Here is an 18,345-nt window from a genome sequence, read left to right as displayed (position 1 = left end):
TGTCCGTGTGACCTGGTGAAACTCGGGGGAATTTCACAGCCGGCCGCTCCGCCGCCGCACGCGCGACGACCTCCCGCCCGCTCGCCGGGCGCGGGGTTCGGCTCTCCTGCGGAGGCGGACCCGGTTCGAGGGCCCGGACTGAGCCGGGCGTCCCGGACGCGCCTCCGGGACGCCCGTCCAGGCAGGTTCCCCCGAGCCGCGAGGGGGGAGTCGTGAGCCGACCGGCGTCTCGGGAACGCAAGGGGTCCGGCCCCGACGCGTCCGACAAGGAGAGCGGGCCCAAGCCCTGGCGGTCCGAGGGCCTGCCCGAGGGCGGGACGTCCCCTCCGCAGCGCCCGAGGTTCAACTGGGTGCGCTTCCTGATGACCATGGTCATCGTCTACGCCGGTTTCTTCATCGTCTCCTCGTTCTTCAACCAGACCACCGAGCCGATCTCCTACACCCAGTTCACCCAGCAGGTCCGGACGGGGAACGTCAAGGAGGTCTACGCCACGGGCACGTCGATCGAGGGCACCCTCAGGAAGACCGCCCACGACCCCGACAGCGGCAACGTCGCGTACGGGAAGTTCTCCACGGAGCTGCCGGTCTTCGCCGACAGGTCCGGGCTCTACCAGCAGCTTCTCTCGACGGGCGTGAACATCAGGGCCGAGCCCGTCGGCGGGGACCTCACGTCGAACCTCCTGATGTCCCTGCTCCCGGTCCTGCTGCTGGCCGGCCTGTGGATCTGGTTCGTCCGGCGCGCGGCGTCCAGCGCGATGGGCGGCGGGATGGGCGGTCTCGGAGGTCTCGGCGGCCTCGGCAGATCAAAGGCGGCCACACCGGTCGAACCGGCCAAGGTCCGGGTCGACTTCGACGACGTCGCGGGCATCGACGAGGTCGAGAACGAGGTCGCCGAGGTGGTCGACTACCTCAAGGATCCCGAGAAGTACCGGAGGCTGGGGGCGAAGCTGCCCAAGGGCGTGCTGCTCGCCGGGCCGCCCGGCACCGGCAAGACCCTCCTCGCCCGTGCCGTGGCGGGGGAGGCCGACGTGCCCTTCTTCTCGGCGAGCGCCTCGGAGTTCATCGAGATGATCGTGGGGGTCGGGGCCTCGCGGGTGCGCGAGCTGTTCGAGGAGGCCCGCAAGGTCGCGCCGTCGATCATCTTCATCGACGAGATCGACGCGATCGGCAGGGTGAGGGGCGGCAGCACCATCGGCGGCCACGACGAGCGCGAGCAGACCCTGAACCAGATCCTCACCGAGATGGACGGCTTCACCGGCTCCGAGGGCGTCATCGTGATCGCCGCCTCCAACCGGGCGGAGGTCCTCGACCCGGCGCTGCTGCGTCCCGGCCGCTTCGACCGTACCGTCGTGGTGTCCGTGCCGGACGTCGAGGGGCGGCTGGCGATCCTGCGGGTCCACAGCCGGGGCGTGCCGCTCTCCGACGACGTGGACCTGGAGCGGATTTCCAGGACCACCCCCGGCATGACGGGAGCCGATCTGGCCAACCTGGTCAACGAGGCCGCGCTGCTCGCCGCCAAGCGGGGCAACGACAGGGTCCAGGCCCCCGACTTCGCCGACGCGCTGGAGAAGATCCTGCTCGGTGCGGCCCGCGCCGTCGTGATCCCGCAGGACGAGCGGAGGCGCACCGCGTACCACGAGGCGGGCCACGCGCTGCTCGGCATGCTCCGGCCGGGCGCCGACCCGGTCAGGAAGGTGTCGATCATCCCGCGCGGGCGGGCGCTCGGAGTCACGCTCTCCACCCCCGACACCGACCGGTACGCCTACGACGAGCAGTACCTGCGTGACCGGATCATCGGATCCCTCGGCGGCATGGCGGCGGAGCAGGTCGTCTACGGCGTGGTCACCACCGGCTCGGAGAACGACCTGGAACAGATCACCGTGATCGCCCGGGGCATGGTCGGCCGCTGGGGCATGTCCGACAGGATCGGCCCGCTCACCGTCCTGCCCGCCGCCGGTGACGGCCAGCCCGCCGCCGCCCCGGACACCCTCGCCGCGGTGGACCAGGAGGTACGGCGCATCGTGGACGAGTGCTACGAGATCGCCCAGACCGTCCTGGAGGAGAACCGGAGCCGTCTGGACGGTATCGCCGAGGCACTCCTGGAGAACGAGACCCTGGGGGAGGCCGAGGCGTACGCCGCCGCGGGGCTGCCGCGGCCCGCCCCCGAGCTTCCCTCCTCGGACCCGCCGCCACAACTCCCGCCGCCGCCCCACCCCTGACCCACGGCGCGTCCCCTCTTGCTCTCTTTGCTCTCCGCGGCCGGACCTTCTCGCCCGTGCTCGCTCCCGGTCTTGCTCTCTGCGGCCGGACGTCCTCGCTCCTGGTGGCCGGATGTCCTCGCTCGTGCTCGCCGTGCCCCCTTGTGCTCGCCGTGCCCGCTCGTGCTCGCCGTGCTCACCCGTGGCGAGGGGGCGGGCGGAGCCGCGCTAGGCTCGGTCGCCGTGACCCAGATCGTCCTCGCCTCCGCCTCTCCCGCCCGCCTCGCCCTGCTCCGCAGCGCCGGACTCGATCCCAAGGTGATCGTCAGCGGTGTGGACGAGGACGCCATCACCGCCGACAGCCCGAGCGAGCTCTGCCTCGCGCTGGCCCGCGCGAAGGCGACCGTGGTCGCCGGTAATCTGACCGGCGGGCTGGTCATCGGCTGCGACTCGGTGCTTGAACTCGACGGCCGTGCCTACGGCAAGCCGTCCTCGCCCGAGGAGGCCGTCGCCCGCTGGCGCGACATGCGCGGACGTGATGGGCGCCTGCTCACCGGCCACTGTGTCATCGACGCCGCGGACGGGCGCGAGGTGGCGGAGGTGGGCGCGACGGTCGTGCGCTTCGGCACCCCCGGAGACGACGAGATCGCCGCCTATGTCGCCACCGGCGAGCCCCTCCACGTCGCCGGGGCCTTCACACTGGACGGCCGCGGCGGCTGGTTCGTCGACGGCATCGACGGCGACCACGGCAATGTCCTGGGCATCTCCCTGCCCCTGCTCCGCCGCCTCTTCGTTGCCCTCGGGGTCTCCGTTCCCAGCCTCTGGCAGCGGTCCTCGTAGGTCACCGGCCTTGGAGAGCCGTTCCCCTGACGTCCGCTGTCTCGTGGGCCGCCGGTCTTCGGGAAGCGAGTCACCGGTGTAGGTCGTCGGCCCCGGGAAGGCGTTCCCCTGACGTCCGTCGTCTCGTAAGCCGCCGGGCTTCGGGAAGACGGGTCCTGTCCCGTACGTCCGGGGATGTGTCCAGTGCCGTCGTGGGCGCACCCTCCCGGGTGCCGTCCGATCCCGATAATCTTCCGCCATGGGTCATTTCCGCTCCTTTCTGGACGGCATCGGGTTCTTCTTCCAGGGGCTGCGCTGGGTCGCGCGATATCCGCGCTGGTGGCTGTTCGGGTTGATCCCGGCTCTGATCGCGTTCATCCTCTACGCGACCGGCCTCTACTTCCTCGGCACGAACGCGCTGGACATCGCCGCGTGGGGCACGCCGTTCGCCGACGGATGGAGCGAGGCGACGCGGACCGCGCTGCGGGCGGTGGTCGGGCTCGCGCTCTTCGTCGCCGGGCTGATCCTGTCGGTGGTGACCTTCACGGCGATCACCCTCATCCTGGGTGACCCCTTCTACGAGAAGCTCTCCGAGAGGGTGGAGGAGACCTACGGGGAGGTGCCGACCGGCTACGACCTTCCGCTGTGGAAGTCGATCCCCCGATCCATCAGGGACAGCCTGATCACCCTCGGATGGCTGCTGCTGTTCACGATCCCGCTGTTCTTCCTCGGTTTCGTGCCGGTGATCGGGCAGACGGTGGTGCCGGTCCTGGGCGCCCTGGTCTCGGGTTTCTTCCTCACGATCGAGCTGACCACGCTGGCCCTTGAGCGCAGGGGCCTGGCACGCAGGAGCCGCTTCGGCCTGCTCAGGAAGAACAAGGCCCCCGCGCTCGGCTTCGGTGTCCTGCTCTTCCTGCTCTTCCTCATCCCGTTCGTCGCGGTGATCGCGATGCCCGCCGCCGTGGCCGGTGCGGCCATCATGGTCCGCACCCGCCTGGCGCCGCCCGTCCTCCCGGCGGGAAGAACGGGCGAGAGCCCGCGCGTCGACCGGGGCGTCTGAGCGGTTCCCGCCGACTTCGGCCCGTCCCCGCGGGGGCAGGGGACACGCCCCCTCGGCCGTTCGGCTGTGGACAGTCGGCGAGCTCTGTCCACAGAAGGGGATTCGGTGCGGAAAGGGTGGTCCGGTTTCGGCGAGGCTTCGGGGCATGACGCCAGACCACCCGGCCTCGCCCGAGCCCCCATCCCTCCCGTGCCCGGCTTCGCCCGAAGCACCGTCCTCTCCGCCCCGGGTCTCGCCCGAGCCCCCGGTCTCCCCTGAGACACCGCCCTCTCCGCCCCCGGCTTCGCCTGAGGTGCCGTTCCCTCGTTCCCCGGTCTCGTCCGAGGCGCCGTCCCTTACTCCCCGGGTCTCGCCCGAAGCGCCGTCCTCTCCGCCCCGGGCCTCGTCCGAAGTGCCGTTTCCTCGGTCCCCGGCCTCGCCTGAAGCGCCGTCTCCACCATCCCGGGTTTCGCCCGAGCCGCCGTGCCCACCCTCTCCGCCCGCCCCGCTTTCTCCCTTCACCGCGCTTTCTCCGTCGGCTTCGCCGCCCCGGCTCCTGCTCGGTTCCACAGAAGACGTCCTGGGCGCGGTTCCCTATCTGCTGGGGTTTCACCCCGCCGACAGCCTCGTCGTCATCGGGCTCACGGGCAGCCCGCCCAGGAGCAGGCTGCACGTCACCGTCCGGTGGGACCTGCCCCTGGGCTCCGGCGGTCTCGGCCAGATCGTCCCGCTCTTCGGAAAGGAGGGCGTCACCCAGGTCGTCGTGGTCGGTTACGGTTCCGGCCCGCTGGTGACCCCGGCCGTCGACGAGGCCCTGGCGCTGTTCCGCCGGAGCGGGCTCACCGTCGTCGACGCGCTCCGGGTGGAAGGCGGCCGCTACTGGTCGTACGGGTGCTCACGGATCGACTGCTGCCCGGCCGACGGCGTGCCGTACGAGCGGCGGGCAGGCGTGGTCGCGGCCGAGGCGGTCCTGCACGGGCTGGTCGCCCTGCCGGACAGGCAGGCCCTGGAGCGCTCGCTCGACCCGGTCACCGGGTCCGCGCGGGAGGCCGTGCGTGAGGCGACGGGCCGGCTCGTGGCGGAGCTGCGCGGCAGGCTCGCCGGGTGCCGCGACGCCGACGGGTTCGCGGCGGAGTTCGTCGCGGACGGCATGGCCAGGGTTCGCGAGGCGATCGGCACCTACGCCTCGGGAGGGCGGCTCGGCGAGGACCAGGCGGTCAGGCTGGGGCTCGGCCTGGCGGTGATCAGGATCCGTGACGAGGCGTGGGCGCTGGTCACCGACGAGAGCCAGGACGCGCATCTCAAACTCTGGCACGACCTCACCCGGAGGCTGGAGCCGAGGTTCGTGCCGCCGGTGGCCTCGCTACTCGGCCTGGTCGCCTGGCGGCGGGGAGACTCCGCGCTGGCGGGCGTCGCCCTCACCCGGGCGCACGAGGCCGACCCCGGATACTCGATGGCCAACCTGCTCGCGCACGCCATCCACCATCTGCTCCCGCCCCACGTGCTCAACGACAGGATGCCCAGCCCCGAGGAGCTCGACCGGGAGATGGGCACTCCCCGGATGGCCTGGCTGCTCCCGATGGCCGCGCTGCTGGAGGATCCTGGCGGCCCCGGCCCCGGCCCCGGCCCCGGCCGCGAGGCGGCGGCCGGTCCTTCACGGTCCCGTGTCACCGGATGACCGGGGTCTTCCCGGCTCCGGCGACGGGAGGCGGCCCCGGCTTCCCGGCTCAGCTCTCCGCGCCTCTGACGCTCGCCGCGCGCCTCTGACGCTCGCCGCGCGTCTCCGAGGCTCGCCGCGTCTCCGAGGCTCGCCGCGCGCCTCTGACGCCCACCGCGCGCTTCTGACGCTCGTCGCGCGTCTCCGACGCTTGTCGCGGGCACGCTGAGGCCGGTCCGATGGGGGGCCGCCGGTGCGTCACCGATTCTTCAGGTCACCGGTCTGGGGGACCCAGACGACATTCGGCTGTCCTCGCTGCAGGACACGCTGGAGCACGCCGACCCCCGCTCCCGTCGCTCCCACGAAGGTGACCAGAAGGTGGACGGCGCTGAAGTAGAGGCCGAAGGGGAGGCCCCGGCGGGCGAACACCCGGCGGTAGGTGCTGCCGTCGAGGCCTATGGCGGTGGCGACGAGCAGCGGTGACACGGCGGCGCCGGCCCGGCCGACCAGCAGTGGCAGCAAGGCCGCCGGTACGGCGGCGACCAGCAGGACACCGCCGAACGCGCGCGGTACGGAGTCGCCCGGCGTCTCGCCCCGGGTCCACTCCCGAGCGCTCACCCGTGCGCGCCGGAACACCTTGCTCAGGATCATCTTCATCGTGGAGTCGTGGTCGGCCCGGCCACAGACGGCGTCGGTGATGCGCACCTCGTAGCCTTTCCGCATCAGCCGGGAGCGGTAGTCCGCCGACACCGTGTCGCTCAGATGCGGGTTGAAGGGTCCGATCTCCTTGAACACCTCGGTCGGCACGGCGAGCACGGCCGCGTGCAGCTCAAGGGTCGGCCGGTCGGTCGGCATCCACCAGTGATACATCTGCAGCGCGCGATACTGCGCGGGGAGGGTTCGGGCCGCCAGTGGCTCGGGATGAAGGATGCCTCCCAGGGCACCCAGCTTGGGCTCGGCGTGCAGGATGTTCACCGCGTTCTCGACGCTGTCCGGGTCGAGGGCGATGTCGCCGTCCTGGAAGAGCAGGATCTCGCCGTGGGCGTGCTCCGCGCCGAGGTTGCGCGCGGTCGACGCCCCGCTGTTGACCTCGGTGCGCAGCACGGTGACGCCCATCGACCTCGCCACCTCCGCCGCGTCCTCGGTGCCGCAGTCGTCCACCACGATGACCTCGATGGGCGAGTAGGTCTGCTTCTCCAGCGCGCGTAGGCACATACGTAACACGTGGGACCGGTTGAAGCTGGGAATGATGACCGAGACTAGCGGGCGTTCTCCACTCATGGGTCGCTCCATTGGCTGAGGGCCGCTCTTTCCGAACCGCCGAATGTTGGCTGATGATGAGGGCGGTCTGCCCCGGTGGGTTTTCGGTCAACCGGCCGTGCTTCCTCGCCCGGCCCCGGACCGCCTTGCTTCCGGCCCACGCTAGCCGCGATGGCTTGTCTCATTCTTGTCGTGTGATCCGGCATGTCGTACGGTTCGCATTCTGTGCGGCTTGTGCGGTCCGCGGCCCGGACGACAAGGAAGCGACAAGAACCGGTCAGTACGTTGAGGTACCGCTGGAAGTGATCGCGGATCGTCAATGGCTGTCGCCGGCCTGACCTACGTGCCGAGGTGGTGTGCTGATGGGCGACCGGGACATCATGACCGAGGATCAGCCGACGGAGGTCCCGCCCGAGCGGCCGGACAGCCGGCGAGCTCGCCTCGGCCGGTTCATCCGGCCACGGCGGCGGTGGTGCCTGGGCACCAAGCTGGTGGTGACCGCCACCACGGGGTGGCTGCTGTTCCTGGTCACGCACCTGCTGGTGAGCGGCCGCACCTCGCTGTGGGCCCCGCTCGACCTCATGCCGCCGTTCATGTTCGTGGTGGTGCCGGTGCTGCTGCTGGTGGTGGCGCCGCTTGCGCGTCCGGCCCGGTGGCGGATCATCGCGACGCTGGTGTTCACCCTGGTGCTCGGCGCGGGACAGAGCGGGATCAACGTGGCGACCCTCTGGTACACCCCGCCGCCCGCGCCACCCGGAGCCATCAAGGTGGCCATCTGGAACACCGAGTTCTGGGATCAGGATTGGCGCACCTCCGACGGAAACCGCTATTCGCCCAACTTCTATGACTATCTACGCGAGATGGATGCGGACGTCTACCTGCTCGCTGAGTACCTGTACGTCGACACCTCGGTGGGGGACATGATGACGTCGAAGTGGACCGCCGACATGGCGCTCCGCATCGACAAGACGGAGGAGCTGCGACGCGAGTTCCCGGGATACCAGATCGCGACCTCCGGGGAGCTGATCACGCTCTCCCGCCTTCCCATCGTCGGGCAGCGCGGGCTCGACATGACCCGGTGGCTGCCCGAGGCCCAGAAGACGGTGCCGGAGGTGATGCGGGACTGGCCGACCTCCTACACGGTCGAGACGCTGCGCACCGACATCCAGGTGAACGGCACGGTCACCTCCTTCTACAACACGCAGGTCAACCAGCCCCCGGCCGGATGGCGGCTGTACGACGGTGAGACCCGCGACTCCAACCAGTACGCCCACAGCCGGCGGGAGGCGAGCTATCGGGCGATTCGCGCGGACATCGAGGCCAACGACCACCCGGTGGTGCTCGCCGGTGACCTGAACACCACCCCGGCGATGGGGATGCTCCGGCTGCTGCCGGAGAAACTGGTCGGCCACACCGAGGCGCTGCCGTCCCTCTATCCGGCCACCTACCTCGCCGGAGCCGCCGAGCTCTGGCGGATCGACTGGGTGTTCACCACACCGGACGTCGTCGTGCACGGCTACGAGATGCCCGGAGCCGCCGGACTGTCCGACCACCGTCCTCAACAAACGGTTCTATCGGTTGGCCATTGAGCCGTGGAAGGAACTCACATGACGGAACCGGCGACCGCGCGACCCGAGGATGTCGCGGTCATCGTGCCCAACTACAACAAGAAGAAGACTCTCCGTGCCTGCCTGGAGGCGGTGTACGCGCAGACGTACCCCCCGGCCGAGGTGATCGTGGTCGACGACCGCAGCACGGACGGCTCGCTGGACATCGCGCGGGAGTTCCCGTGCACGATCGTCGAGCTGCCGACCAACCAGGGGCCGTCGGGGGCCCGCAACACCGGGGTGGCCTCCAGCGAATCGCCCCTGCTGTTCTTCGTCGACTCCGACACGGCGCTGGCCCCGGACGCCATACAGAACGCGGTCAAGGCATACCGGGAGACGCCCGACTGCGGCATGGTCCAGGGGATCTACGACAAGGAGCCGCTGTACGACGACGGCCTGGTGGAGAGATACCGCGTCTTCTCCGAGCACTTCGACCGCCAGCGGGCGGTGTCGACGTTCCTGTCCAACTCGCTGATCCCGCGTACGGTCTACCGCGAGGCGGGCGGGCTGGACGAGCGGCTGCGCGACGGCGAGGACTTCGAGTTCGGCAACCGGGTGCCGTCCAAGTACCGGCTGGTGGTGACCGCGACCGTGGTCACCAGGGCGGACGACGTCGACCGGTTCTGGGAGTGCATGTGGGAGCGGTTCGTCAGGGCCAGCACCCTGCCGGTGATCATGTTGAGGGCGCGGCGGCTGTACGACGACCCCACGATCGGGTTCCGGCTGGACATGATCGGGCCGGACCCCCGCACCCGCCGCCTGCCGCCGAGGATCTCCTCCGTCTCGGCGGCGCTGAGCCTGTTCACGCTGCCGTTCGTCTTCTTCGTGCCGTGGCTGCTGGTGGTGCTCGCGCTGCTGCTGGCGGCGTTCGTGACGGTGAACCGTGACTTCCTCCGCTACTCCCACCGCTACCGGGGCGCGGGCTTCGCGTTCCAGATGGCCGTGATGCAGTTCTGCTACCACACGGCGTTCTTCCTCGGGGCGGGCGCGGGGCTGCCGAGGCTCGTCTTCGAGCTGCTTCGCCGCCAGGGGCACCCGGCCAAGACCGGTCTGACCCCGGTCTCCCCGGCCGGCGCGCCGGAGTGACCGCGAGCCGGCCGTGGCGCCCGCCGTGGCGCCTGCCCCGCGCGCTCGTGCGCGCCCTGATCGCGGCGTTCGCGCTGGTCCTGGTGGGCGCGGTGGTCATGGCCCTGGCCGGGCAGGACTGGAGCGTGGTCTCCGTCATGCTCGCCCGGAGCGACGGCGGGCGGATCGGCCTCCTGCTGGCCGGTGCGCTGCTGGTCAGCATGGCCGGGCTGGGGTTCGGCTATCTGGCGTGGCGGGCGGTGCTGTTCGAGCTCGGGCCGCCGGTCGGCGAACCACGGGTGGCACGGGTCTTCTTCGTGACGTTCCTGAGCAAGTACGTGCCGGGGAAGGTGCCGGGCCTGATCGCCGCGACCAAGGTGGCGACGGCGAACGGCGTCAGCTTCGGGCGGTTGATGGGTACGGCGGCGCTGAGCATGAGCCTGGTGCTGCTGACCGGGCTCACGATCGGGCTGCTCGCCGGGGTGCACATGCTCGGCACCCAGGTGGTGTGGCTGGTGGCGGCGGCGACGGTGGCGATCGTGGTCGTGCTGGTACGTCCGCAGCTGGTCAACCACGGCGCGCACCTGGTGCTGCGGCTGCTGCGCAGGCCGGACCCGGACAGGTCCGCCTCGCCACGCGGCATACGGTTCGCGGTCGTCGCGCAGGCGGTGTCATGGCTGGTCACCGGCCTGCACCTGTGGTTGCTCGCGATCGCGATGGGGGCCGACCCGGTGCGGTCCCTGGGATTGTGCGTGGGCGCGTTCACCCTGGCCACGACGGTCGGGATGCTGACGGTCGTGCTGCCCGACGGGATCGGCGTCCGCGAGGCGGTGCTGACCGCCGCCCTGACGGTGGTGCTGCCCGCGCCGGCGGCCGCGGTGGTGGCGGTGGCGAGCCGGCTGGTCTCCACGGTCGGCGAGGTGGCGCTGGGAGCGGCGGCGCTGGCGGTGGCCGAGGTCGTCATCCGGCGCACCCCGGCCTCGGAGCCGCTCTCAGAGCCGGAAGCGGAGCCCGCGGCGGTGGCGGAACCGGCGCAGGCGGGAGACAAGTAGCCATGTCAAGCATCGGAACAGACCAACGCGCGCGAGCGTCCGCCGACCGGGGCCCCTCCCGGCCGGAGGGCGCCCGCCAACCCGAAGGGGTCATCGGCCATGGATGAGCATCTGCCACTGGTCTCGGTCATCATTCCCAACTACAACTACGCCCGTACGCTGGGCCTGTGCCTGACCGCGCTGGAGCGGCAGGAATACCCGAACATCGAAGTGATCGTCGTCGACGACCGGAGCACCGACGACTCGGTGGAGATAGCCCGCCGGCACGGGGTGCAGGTGCTGATCACCGACACCAACATCGGGGCTCCGGCGGCCCGCAACCTCGGCGTGGAGCACGCGCGCGGTGAGGTGCTGTTCTTCCTCGACTCGGACGTGGCGCTCACCCCGGACACCGTCGGGAACGCGGTGGCGCTGCTCACGGCCGATCCCACGCTGGGCGTGGTCTGCGGCACGTACGAGCCGGAGCCGCTGATCCCCGACAGCCGCGTGGAGCGCTACCGCAGCCTCCAGCTGCACTACTGGATCTCCGGTGACGCGGGCGACATCACCACGATCTATTCGGCGATCTTCGCGATGTGGACCAGGGTCTTCCACGAGATCGGCCCGCTCAACCCGGCGCTGCGCCACAGCGAGAACGCCGACTACGGCCACCGGATCACCCAGCGCTACCGGATCGTGCTGGACACCGCGATCAGGGGCGCGCACGACCACGACGACAAGCTGAGCGTGGTGCTGTCGAAGTTCTTCCACCGCGCGCGCCTGCACATCCCGCTGTACCTGCGCCGGCCGGACTTCAACGGCGGCCCGACCAACAGCAGTCGTGGCTGGGGCTCGCTCGCCGCCCTGTTCGCGGTGGTCACCCTGGCGCTGCCGGTTCTGTTCGGCCCGCTCTGGCTGCTCGTGCCGCTCGTGCTGCTGATCGCCTCCATCGCCTCCGACCTGGGGATGTACCGCTTCGTCTGGGGTTACGCCGGTGCGGGGTTCACCGTCTACTTCACCGCGATCCACTTCCTGGTGAACGTCACCGTCGCGCTGGCGGTCTTCGTCGGTGCCGCGCAGTGCGTGCTGTCCAGCAAGTTCCGGCACACCTACGACATGCCGGAAGCGTCCGCGCCGGCGATGGGGGCGTGAGCGATGGACGGCCCCCTGGTATCGGTGATCGTGCCCAACTACAACTACGCCGGTTCGCTGGAGCTCTGCCTGCGCGCCCTGCAGGAGCAGACCTACCAGCCGATCGAGCTGATCATGGTGGACGACGGCAGCACCGACGACTCCGTCGCGGTCGCCGAGCGGCTCGGCGTCCGGGTCGTCCACACCGAGCACAACATGGGGGTGGCCGGCGCGCGCAACCTCGGCGTCACCCACGCCCGTGGCGAGATCCTGGTGTTCGTCGACTCCGACGTGGCCACCTACCCCGACTCCGTCGAGGTGGCGGTGGGCATGCTCGCGGCCGACGCGCGGCTCGGGGCGGTGTGCAGCATCCACGACCCGGAGCCGCTGATCCGCGACAGTCTCGTCGAGGAGTACCGCGCGCTGCAGTACTACTACTGGACGGCGAGTTCCGAGGGGCACATCTCGTTCCTCTTCCCGGCGATGGTCGCGATGCCCCGCCACGTGTACGACGAGGTCGGGCCGTTCAACACCCGGCTGCGCGAGACCGAGGAGGTCGACTACGGCCACCGCCTCACCCAGCGGTACGACATGGTGCTCACCTCGGCGGTGCGTTCCCGGCACGACCACGACGACGAGCTGTTGAAGCTGCTGCGCAAGCTGTTCAAGCGGGGGCGCGCCCGGGTGCCGCTGTACGCGCGGCGCAAGCGCTTCGCCCGAGGGTTCGAGACCTCGAACCGGGCCGGCGGCAGCCTCGCCGCGCTGGCGGCGGTGGCCACGCTCCCGGCGGTGCTGCTCGGCCCGGCCGGTGCCGTGCTGCCCGCCGCCGCCCTGGCCGCGTCGATCCTGGCCGACCTTGGCATGTACCGGTTCGTGTTGCGGCGGCGCGGCCCGCTCTTCCTGCTCTACTACGGTACGGTGCATTTCGTGGTGAACGTGACCATCGCGGCGGGGGTGGCGGCCGGGGTCCTGCAGTGGTTCTGCTCCGCCAGGTTCCGCCGCCTCTACGACTCGGATCTGCTCGTGCGGCCCTCGGCCGCCGGAGAGGCGGCGACGTGACGGCTCGTCCGTGCCCGTCCGCCTCCCGCGTACGTCCCGGCTCCGGCCGCCCTCGATGACCGACACGCGGGTCGTGACCGCGACCGCCGGGCCCGAACCCGCCCGGCGGTCGCGCTGGAGGACCTGGCCGCTGCTGTCCGCGCCGATCGCCTGGCTGGTGTTCGTGGTGGTGCACCGCGTGCTGTCCGGCCGGGTGTGGTGGTGGCAGGTCCCCGAGCTCGTCCCGCCGTTCGCCTTCGCGGTCCTCCCGGTCCTGCTGCTCGCGGTGGCCCTGGCGGCGCGCACGGCGCGGGGGTGGATCGCGGCGGTGACGCTCGCCTCCCTGGTGCTCGGCGGGGGTGCGACCGGGCTCAACCTCGCCTCCCTGTGGCACCGTCCCCCGCCCGCCCCGCCGGGCGCGATCACGGTGTTCTCCTGGAACACGTTGTACTGGGACATGATCGTGGGTGGGGAGACGATGCCCCCGCCCACCGGCGCTCCGGCGCGCGACATCGACGCCTTCTACCGGTATCTGCACGAGCAGAAGGCGGACGTGTATCTCCTCCAGGAGTACGTCTACTTCGGCCGGGACTCGAAGGCGATCCGGGTGGACGACACGGCGAGGCTGCGCCGGGAGTTCCCCGGCTACCACATCGCCGTGGCGAGCGAGATGGTGACGGTCTCGCGGTTCCCGATCGTCCTGGAGCGGGGGATCGACCTGCGCCCGTGGCTGTCGGAGGAGCGCGACCGGGCCATCCCCCCCGACCCGGGCCTGCCCGGTTTCTCCGCGGTGAAGACGCTGCGCACGGACATCCGCGTCGGCGGGACCGGCGGGAACGGCGAGAACATGATCTCGTTCTACAACACGCACATCAACTCACCCGTCCACGCGTTCCCGCAGGGCCCGGATCCCCGCCGTCTCAACCGGACCCAGTACGAGCGGCGGCTGGCCAACCTCCGCGCGCTCGCGGCCGACATCGACAAGAATCCGAACCCGACCGTGCTGGCCGGAGACTTCAACGCCTCACCGGCGACGGGCATCATGCGCCTGCTGCCGGAGCGGCTGGTCGACGCCACCCCGGCGCTCGAATCGCTCTACCCCACCTCCTGGGACGACCGGTGGCCGCTGTGGCGGATCGACTGGGCGTTCACCACGCCGGACGTCACCGTGCACCGGTACGGGCTGGTGCGCTCGGACGGTCTCTCCGACCACAGCGGGCAACACCTGGTCGTCTCGACGACCGGATGATGCGGGCAAGGGGTCAGGGCCGGGACAGCACCCGGTCGGGCAGGTGGGTCGTGGGGCGGGTCCAGCTCGGCGGCTGCCCGAGTGGCGCCCAGCCGGAACCGGCGTGGTCGGCGCCGGCCAGGACCACCTCCCCGGCAGCCCAGGTCGGCATGTCGTGATCGCCGCGCAGGATCTCCTGGTGCAGCGCGCGCAGCTCCGGCCCCGGCTCGATGCCCAGGTGATCGGTGAGATACCCGCGCAGGCGCGCGTACTGGGCCACCGCCTCCGCGGTGCGGCCCAGGGCGCAGAGCGCGCGCATCAGCATGCTCGCGAGCGGCTCCACGAGCGGGTAGCGGGGAACGAGGGGGGTGAGCTCGGTGACCACCGCGTCGGGCCGCCCCAGCCGCAGGTGCGCCTGCGCCCAGGTGACGACGGCGCTGACGAACTGCTGCTCGATGCTGTAGCGCATCCGGGAGGCCCAGTCTCCCGTGATGTCGGTCAGCGGTGAGCCGCGCCACAGCTCCATCGCCTCGGCGAGCAGCGCGGCCCGGGTGGAGTCGTCGCCGGCATGGGTCTGCGCCTGTTTCGCCAGCCGGTGGAAGCGGTGGGCGTCCACCCGGTCGGGGTCGGCCTCCAGCACGTAGCCGCCCCCGCGGCGCTCGATGGAGACCGCGGTTCCCGTCAGCGCCTGCCGCAGGCGTGCGATGTGGGCGTACAGGGAGTCCGTCGCCCGGTCCGGTGGAAGATTCCAGACCCGGTCGATCAACGTCGGAAGCGACACGGGATGATTGACGTCGACCGCCAAGGCGGCCAGCACCGCACGTCGTTGCGGTGGCCCCAGGGGAACACGCCGGCCGTCGACGGTCACCTCGACCGGACCCAGTATGCGGACTTCCATTCTTTCCTTCCGTGTCGCTCTCACAACGGGACGGGATGGTGGGCGAGCACGAGTGTCACGCCCAGGGTGGCGGCCCACAACATCGAGTTGGCGACCATGACCCGGTCCCGCAACAGGATTCGGACCGGGTCACCACCCTCTTCATCCATCAGTTGGATCTGCAGGTAGCGGAAGAGGGCGAAGAGCGCGAAGGGCGTGGACAGCAGCATCGCCGTCTGACCGTACTGGGGACCGAACGGGCCCTCCTCGCGCAGGTAGATGAGGCCGGAGACGAGGGCGAGCACGGAGGCGATCTGCAGCAGCCAGTTGGTCAGCTCCATCGAGTAGCCGTGGAGCGCCGGCCGGTGCGCGGCGCCGGTCTTCAGTTCCTGGCGCCGCTTGCCGATGAGGAGCAGCAGGGACATCGAGAACACCGTGATCAGCAACCAGGCGGACGCCCGTCCCCCGGCCACCTCGTACCCCTGGACGACCCGGAGGACGAAACAGACCGCCACCGTGCCCACGTCGACCAGCGGGATGTGTTTGAGGTAGCGGCTGTACGCGATGTTGATCAGGAGGTACACCACGATGGGCCAGTACGGCCCCGGGGTGAGGAGGATGACGGCACTGAGCAGCCCGAGCAGGGAGGCGCAGTAGGCGTACGCGACCCTGATCCCCACGCGACCGGCGGCGACGGGCCGATGCCGCTTCACGGGATGGTGCACGTCACGGTGCCGGTCGGCGATGTCGTTGCCGACGTAGACGGCGGAGGAGGCCAGGATGAACGCGACCGTGGCCAGGACGACATCGATCACCGCGGTGAGGTTCCACAGGGAGGTGTCGATGAGAGCGAGCGGTACGAGGAGGATCGCCTTGGCCGCGTGCGACGGCCGTATCAGCCTGAAGAGGTCAGTGATCAGGCGTGGCCGGGCCTCCGTCGTCTGATCCGGGGCCGGTCCACGGGGCCGCGGAAGTTCTGGAATGTCTGCCGATTCGACGACGTACATGCTTTCCCCGTCACTTCAGAAGAAGACTTTCGCCAGTGACAGCGCGCCCTGCCGCCACGCGTCACGGCTGGTCTGGCCGGCTCCTCGCGGTGAGCCGGTGGTGCGGTTCTCCCGCCACCACGCGTACGTGCGGAGGATCGCGTCCCGGTTGGACAGCCGGGGCCGGAAACCGAGCCGTTCCCTGGCCTTGTCGATGCTGACGTAGGAGTCGGCGAGCAGTTTGTGCACCAGCCGCCCGTACACCGGGGAGAGCCGGGTCCGCTCCAGCAGTCGGAGTCCGGCCAGGGCGGGCCGGATGGGCAGCGACACGACGCGTTTGCCGTGACCGGCCGTGTCGAGCACCGCCTGGAAGTCCTCCCGCAGGGTGCCGAACTCCTCGGCCGCGAGGTTGTAGGTGTCGTTCGCGACGTCCGCCGGTGCCGTCAGGACGCCGGCCACGGCGTCCACCAGGTCCTCGATGGCGAGCATCTGGATGCGCACGTCCCCGCGGCCCAGGACCGGGAAGTTCCGGCCCTCCTCCGCCCACTCGAAGAGCATCGCGAACAGGCCCATCCGGCCGGGGCCGAGGAAGGTCTTGGGGCGCAGGATCGGCACGCACATCCCGCCGGCCCGGTACTTGTCGGCCAGCTCCTCCGCCTCGGTCTTGGCCCTGGTGTAGGGGTCGACCGGCTCGCGCGGATGCTCCTCGGGGGTGGGCACCAGCTTGGGGAGCCCGTACACGGCGGTGGAGGAGATGTGGACCGTCCTCGCCACCCCCGCCCGGCGCGCGGCCTCCAGCACGCTGTGGGTGCCGCCGACGATCAGGCTCTGGATCTGCTCGGCCGGGTAGCTCGGCAGCGCGCCGGCGCAGTGCACGACCGCGTCCGCCCCGGCCATCGCCTCGGCCATCAGCGCGACGTCCCGCACGTCGCCGACCCGGTGGCTCCATCCGGGGTCGGGGTCGGACGGCGGGCGCAGGTCCACGCCGACAACCTCGTGGCCCTCGGTCACGAGCCGCCGGACCAGGTTGCCGCCCAGCATCCCGGCGCTGCCGGTCACTACGACCCGAGAGGCCACCGCGATCCCACCTTCTCCCGTACGAACCGGGCGAGCAGCCGGGGCAGGCCCTTGGACAGGGTCTTGTCGAGGCTCTGCACGAAGTACTCGACGTCGTCGGGCTCGATGGCGAGGGTCGGCGCGACGACGAGGGGGTTCTCGACGTTCGGGCTGTAGTACGACACGATGTCGTGCTCGCTGTAGAGGTCGGCGATCACCGAGAGGGTGATCAGCTTGGTCCGGAAGTGCGGGTCGCTGGAGAAGCCCGGCACCAGCTTGCCCGCCAGGTCGAGCACCTTGGGGCCGCCGGTCAGGAACACCCCCCACAGCGCCCCCGTACCGGTCACCTGGCCGACCACGTCCGGGTGGCGTTTTTGGATATTCTCCAGCCCGGGTTTCAGGATGCGCTCGATCTGCCGCGCCCGCGCGGGGTAGTCGTCCTCGACGATCACGTTGATCGCCTCGATCGCGGTGACGGTCTCCTCGCCGAACCCGTAGTAGGTCGTGCTGTGCAGGATGACGTCGGAGAGCCGGTCGTACGCCTTGCGGAAGATGGGCTCCCGCGCGGTGTACCCGGCGATCGACGCCTTCCCGCCGCCCAGCGACTTCGAGTAGACGAGGATGTCGGGCAGCAGGTCCGGATACCGCATGAAGTAGAAGAGGCTGCCGGTCTTGCCCCAGCCGGTGTACACCTCGTCGAAGATCATGATGATGTCGTGCTCGTCGCAGAGCCGCCGTAGCTCGCGCAGGTCCGCCTCCGACCAGCTGCGCATGCTCGACGCGCTGAACGGCTCGACCATGATCGCGTAGACGTCGCACTTCCCGTCGGGGGTGCGCGCGGCGTCGACCGCCGCCCGCACGGCCGCGAGGTCGCCGTACGGGTGGACGACGATGTTCGGAAGCCCGGGGAAGCGGAACGAGTTCTCCGACGATCCGGTCAGGCTCCCGGCGCCGAGGGTCTTGCCGTGGAAGCTGATGTCGGAGCGCAGGATGGTGTTGCGCCGACCGCCGTGATACTTGTACGCCATCTTGATGGCGCCCTCGTTGGCCTCGGCGCCGGAGTTCGGGAAGTAGGAGATGTTCAGGTCGCCCGGCAGCAGCGTGGCCACGTTGTGGCTCAGCGCGGCGACGTAGGGCGAGAAGAACGCCTTGTGCACCTCCATGCGCTGCTGTTCGGCGAAGCGGCGCCGGGCGGCCAGGATGCGCGGATGGTTGTGGCCGTGGTTGAGGACGCCGACCCCGCCGGTGACGTCGAGGATCCGGCGGCCGTCACGGGTCCAGATCCAGGCCCCCTCGGCTCGTTCGGCGAGTTCGCGACCGAAACCGAAAGAGGTCATGAGGTTGACCTGACTG

Annotated in this window: 15 protein-coding genes; 10 read left to right on the top strand and 5 right to left on the bottom strand. The window is 70.6% G+C overall.

Going from position 1 to position 18,345, the window contains the following annotated elements; all coding sequences use genetic code 11:
• The first annotated feature begins 212 nt into the window (after positions 1–212).
• The 4 genes from ftsH to ABD817_RS15125 all read left to right on the top strand — a co-directional run bounded on the left by ftsH (position 213) and on the right by ABD817_RS15125 (position 5,734).
• Complete coding sequence (gene ftsH / locus ABD817_RS15140) at positions 213–2,219, top strand: ATP-dependent zinc metalloprotease FtsH (RefSeq protein WP_344918527.1); 2,007 nt, start codon at positions 213–215, stop codon at positions 2,217–2,219.
• Between the two features lie 222 nt (positions 2,220–2,441).
• A complete protein-coding gene (locus tag ABD817_RS15135) occupies positions 2,442–3,038 on the top strand; it encodes a Maf family protein (RefSeq protein WP_344918526.1) in 597 nt (198 codons plus the stop codon).
• 238 nt (positions 3,039–3,276) lie between these two features.
• Positions 3,277–4,077: an EI24 domain-containing protein gene (locus ABD817_RS15130; protein ID WP_344918525.1), complete on the top strand. Its 801-nt coding sequence runs from the start codon at positions 3,277–3,279 to the stop codon at positions 4,075–4,077.
• Between the two features lie 391 nt (positions 4,078–4,468).
• On the top strand, positions 4,469–5,734 hold the full coding sequence (locus ABD817_RS15125; RefSeq protein ID WP_344918524.1) for a DUF4192 domain-containing protein: 1,266 nt from the start codon (positions 4,469–4,471) through the stop codon (positions 5,732–5,734).
• Between the two features lie 237 nt (positions 5,735–5,971).
• On the opposite strand, the gene ABD817_RS15120 is transcribed toward ABD817_RS15125, so the two are convergent.
• On the bottom strand, positions 5,972–6,994 hold the full coding sequence (locus ABD817_RS15120; RefSeq protein WP_344918523.1) for a glycosyltransferase family 2 protein: 1,023 nt from the start codon (positions 6,992–6,994) through the stop codon (positions 5,972–5,974).
• 341 nt (positions 6,995–7,335) lie between these two features.
• Here ABD817_RS15120 and ABD817_RS15115 point away from each other — a divergent pair, with 341 nt between their 5' ends.
• From ABD817_RS15115 to ABD817_RS15090, 6 genes are all read left to right on the top strand, one after another.
• Positions 7,336–8,562, top strand: coding sequence for an endonuclease/exonuclease/phosphatase family protein (locus tag ABD817_RS15115; RefSeq protein WP_344918522.1), 1,227 nt, complete (start codon positions 7,336–7,338; stop codon positions 8,560–8,562).
• 18 nt (positions 8,563–8,580) lie between these two features.
• Positions 8,581–9,666, top strand: a complete 1,086-nt coding sequence (locus ABD817_RS15110; protein WP_344918521.1) for a glycosyltransferase family 2 protein — start codon at positions 8,581–8,583, stop codon at positions 9,664–9,666.
• The gene (locus ABD817_RS15105) at positions 9,663–10,697 is read left to right on the top strand and encodes a lysylphosphatidylglycerol synthase domain-containing protein (RefSeq protein WP_344918520.1); all 1,035 of its coding nucleotides are present in this window, start codon (positions 9,663–9,665) and stop codon (positions 10,695–10,697) included. The genes ABD817_RS15110 and ABD817_RS15105 overlap by 4 nt, the downstream gene beginning before the upstream one ends.
• Before the next feature lie 99 nt (positions 10,698–10,796).
• Positions 10,797–11,828, top strand: coding sequence for a glycosyltransferase (locus ABD817_RS15100; RefSeq protein ID WP_344918519.1), 1,032 nt, complete (start codon positions 10,797–10,799; stop codon positions 11,826–11,828).
• A 3-nt stretch (positions 11,829–11,831) separates the two neighbouring features.
• Positions 11,832–12,866, top strand: a complete 1,035-nt coding sequence (locus ABD817_RS15095; RefSeq protein WP_344918518.1) for a glycosyltransferase — start codon at positions 11,832–11,834, stop codon at positions 12,864–12,866.
• 55 nt (positions 12,867–12,921) lie between these two features.
• A complete protein-coding gene (locus ABD817_RS15090; protein ID WP_344918517.1) occupies positions 12,922–14,094 on the top strand; it encodes an endonuclease/exonuclease/phosphatase family protein in 1,173 nt (390 codons plus the stop codon).
• A 13-nt stretch (positions 14,095–14,107) separates the two neighbouring features.
• On the opposite strand, the gene ABD817_RS15085 is transcribed toward ABD817_RS15090, so the two are convergent.
• The 4 genes from ABD817_RS15085 to ABD817_RS15070 all read right to left on the bottom strand — a co-directional run bounded on the left by ABD817_RS15085 (position 14,108) and on the right by ABD817_RS15070 (position 18,329).
• On the bottom strand, positions 14,108–14,971 hold the full coding sequence (locus ABD817_RS15085) for an AfsR/SARP family transcriptional regulator (protein WP_344918516.1): 864 nt from the start codon (positions 14,969–14,971) through the stop codon (positions 14,108–14,110).
• A gap of 20 nt (positions 14,972–14,991) precedes the next feature.
• Positions 14,992–15,765, bottom strand: coding sequence for a UbiA prenyltransferase family protein (locus tag ABD817_RS15080; RefSeq protein WP_344918515.1), 774 nt, complete (start codon positions 15,763–15,765; stop codon positions 14,992–14,994).
• A 207-nt stretch (positions 15,766–15,972) separates the two neighbouring features.
• On the bottom strand, positions 15,973–17,013 hold the full coding sequence (locus tag ABD817_RS15075) for an NAD-dependent epimerase/dehydratase family protein (RefSeq protein ID WP_344918514.1): 1,041 nt from the start codon (positions 17,011–17,013) through the stop codon (positions 15,973–15,975).
• Complete coding sequence (locus tag ABD817_RS15070; protein WP_344918512.1) at positions 16,995–18,329, bottom strand: aspartate aminotransferase family protein; 1,335 nt, start codon at positions 18,327–18,329, stop codon at positions 16,995–16,997. Before ABD817_RS15070 ends, ABD817_RS15075 begins: the two co-directional genes overlap by 19 nt.
• Between the last annotated feature and the right edge of the window lie 16 nt (positions 18,330–18,345).

Origin of the sequence: Streptosporangium oxazolinicum, from assembly GCF_039537505.1 — a bacterium.
In the GTDB taxonomy this organism is placed as follows: Bacteria; Actinomycetota; Actinomycetes; order Streptosporangiales; family Streptosporangiaceae; genus Streptosporangium; species Streptosporangium oxazolinicum.
This window is presented reverse-complemented; position numbering and strand designations above follow the sequence as displayed.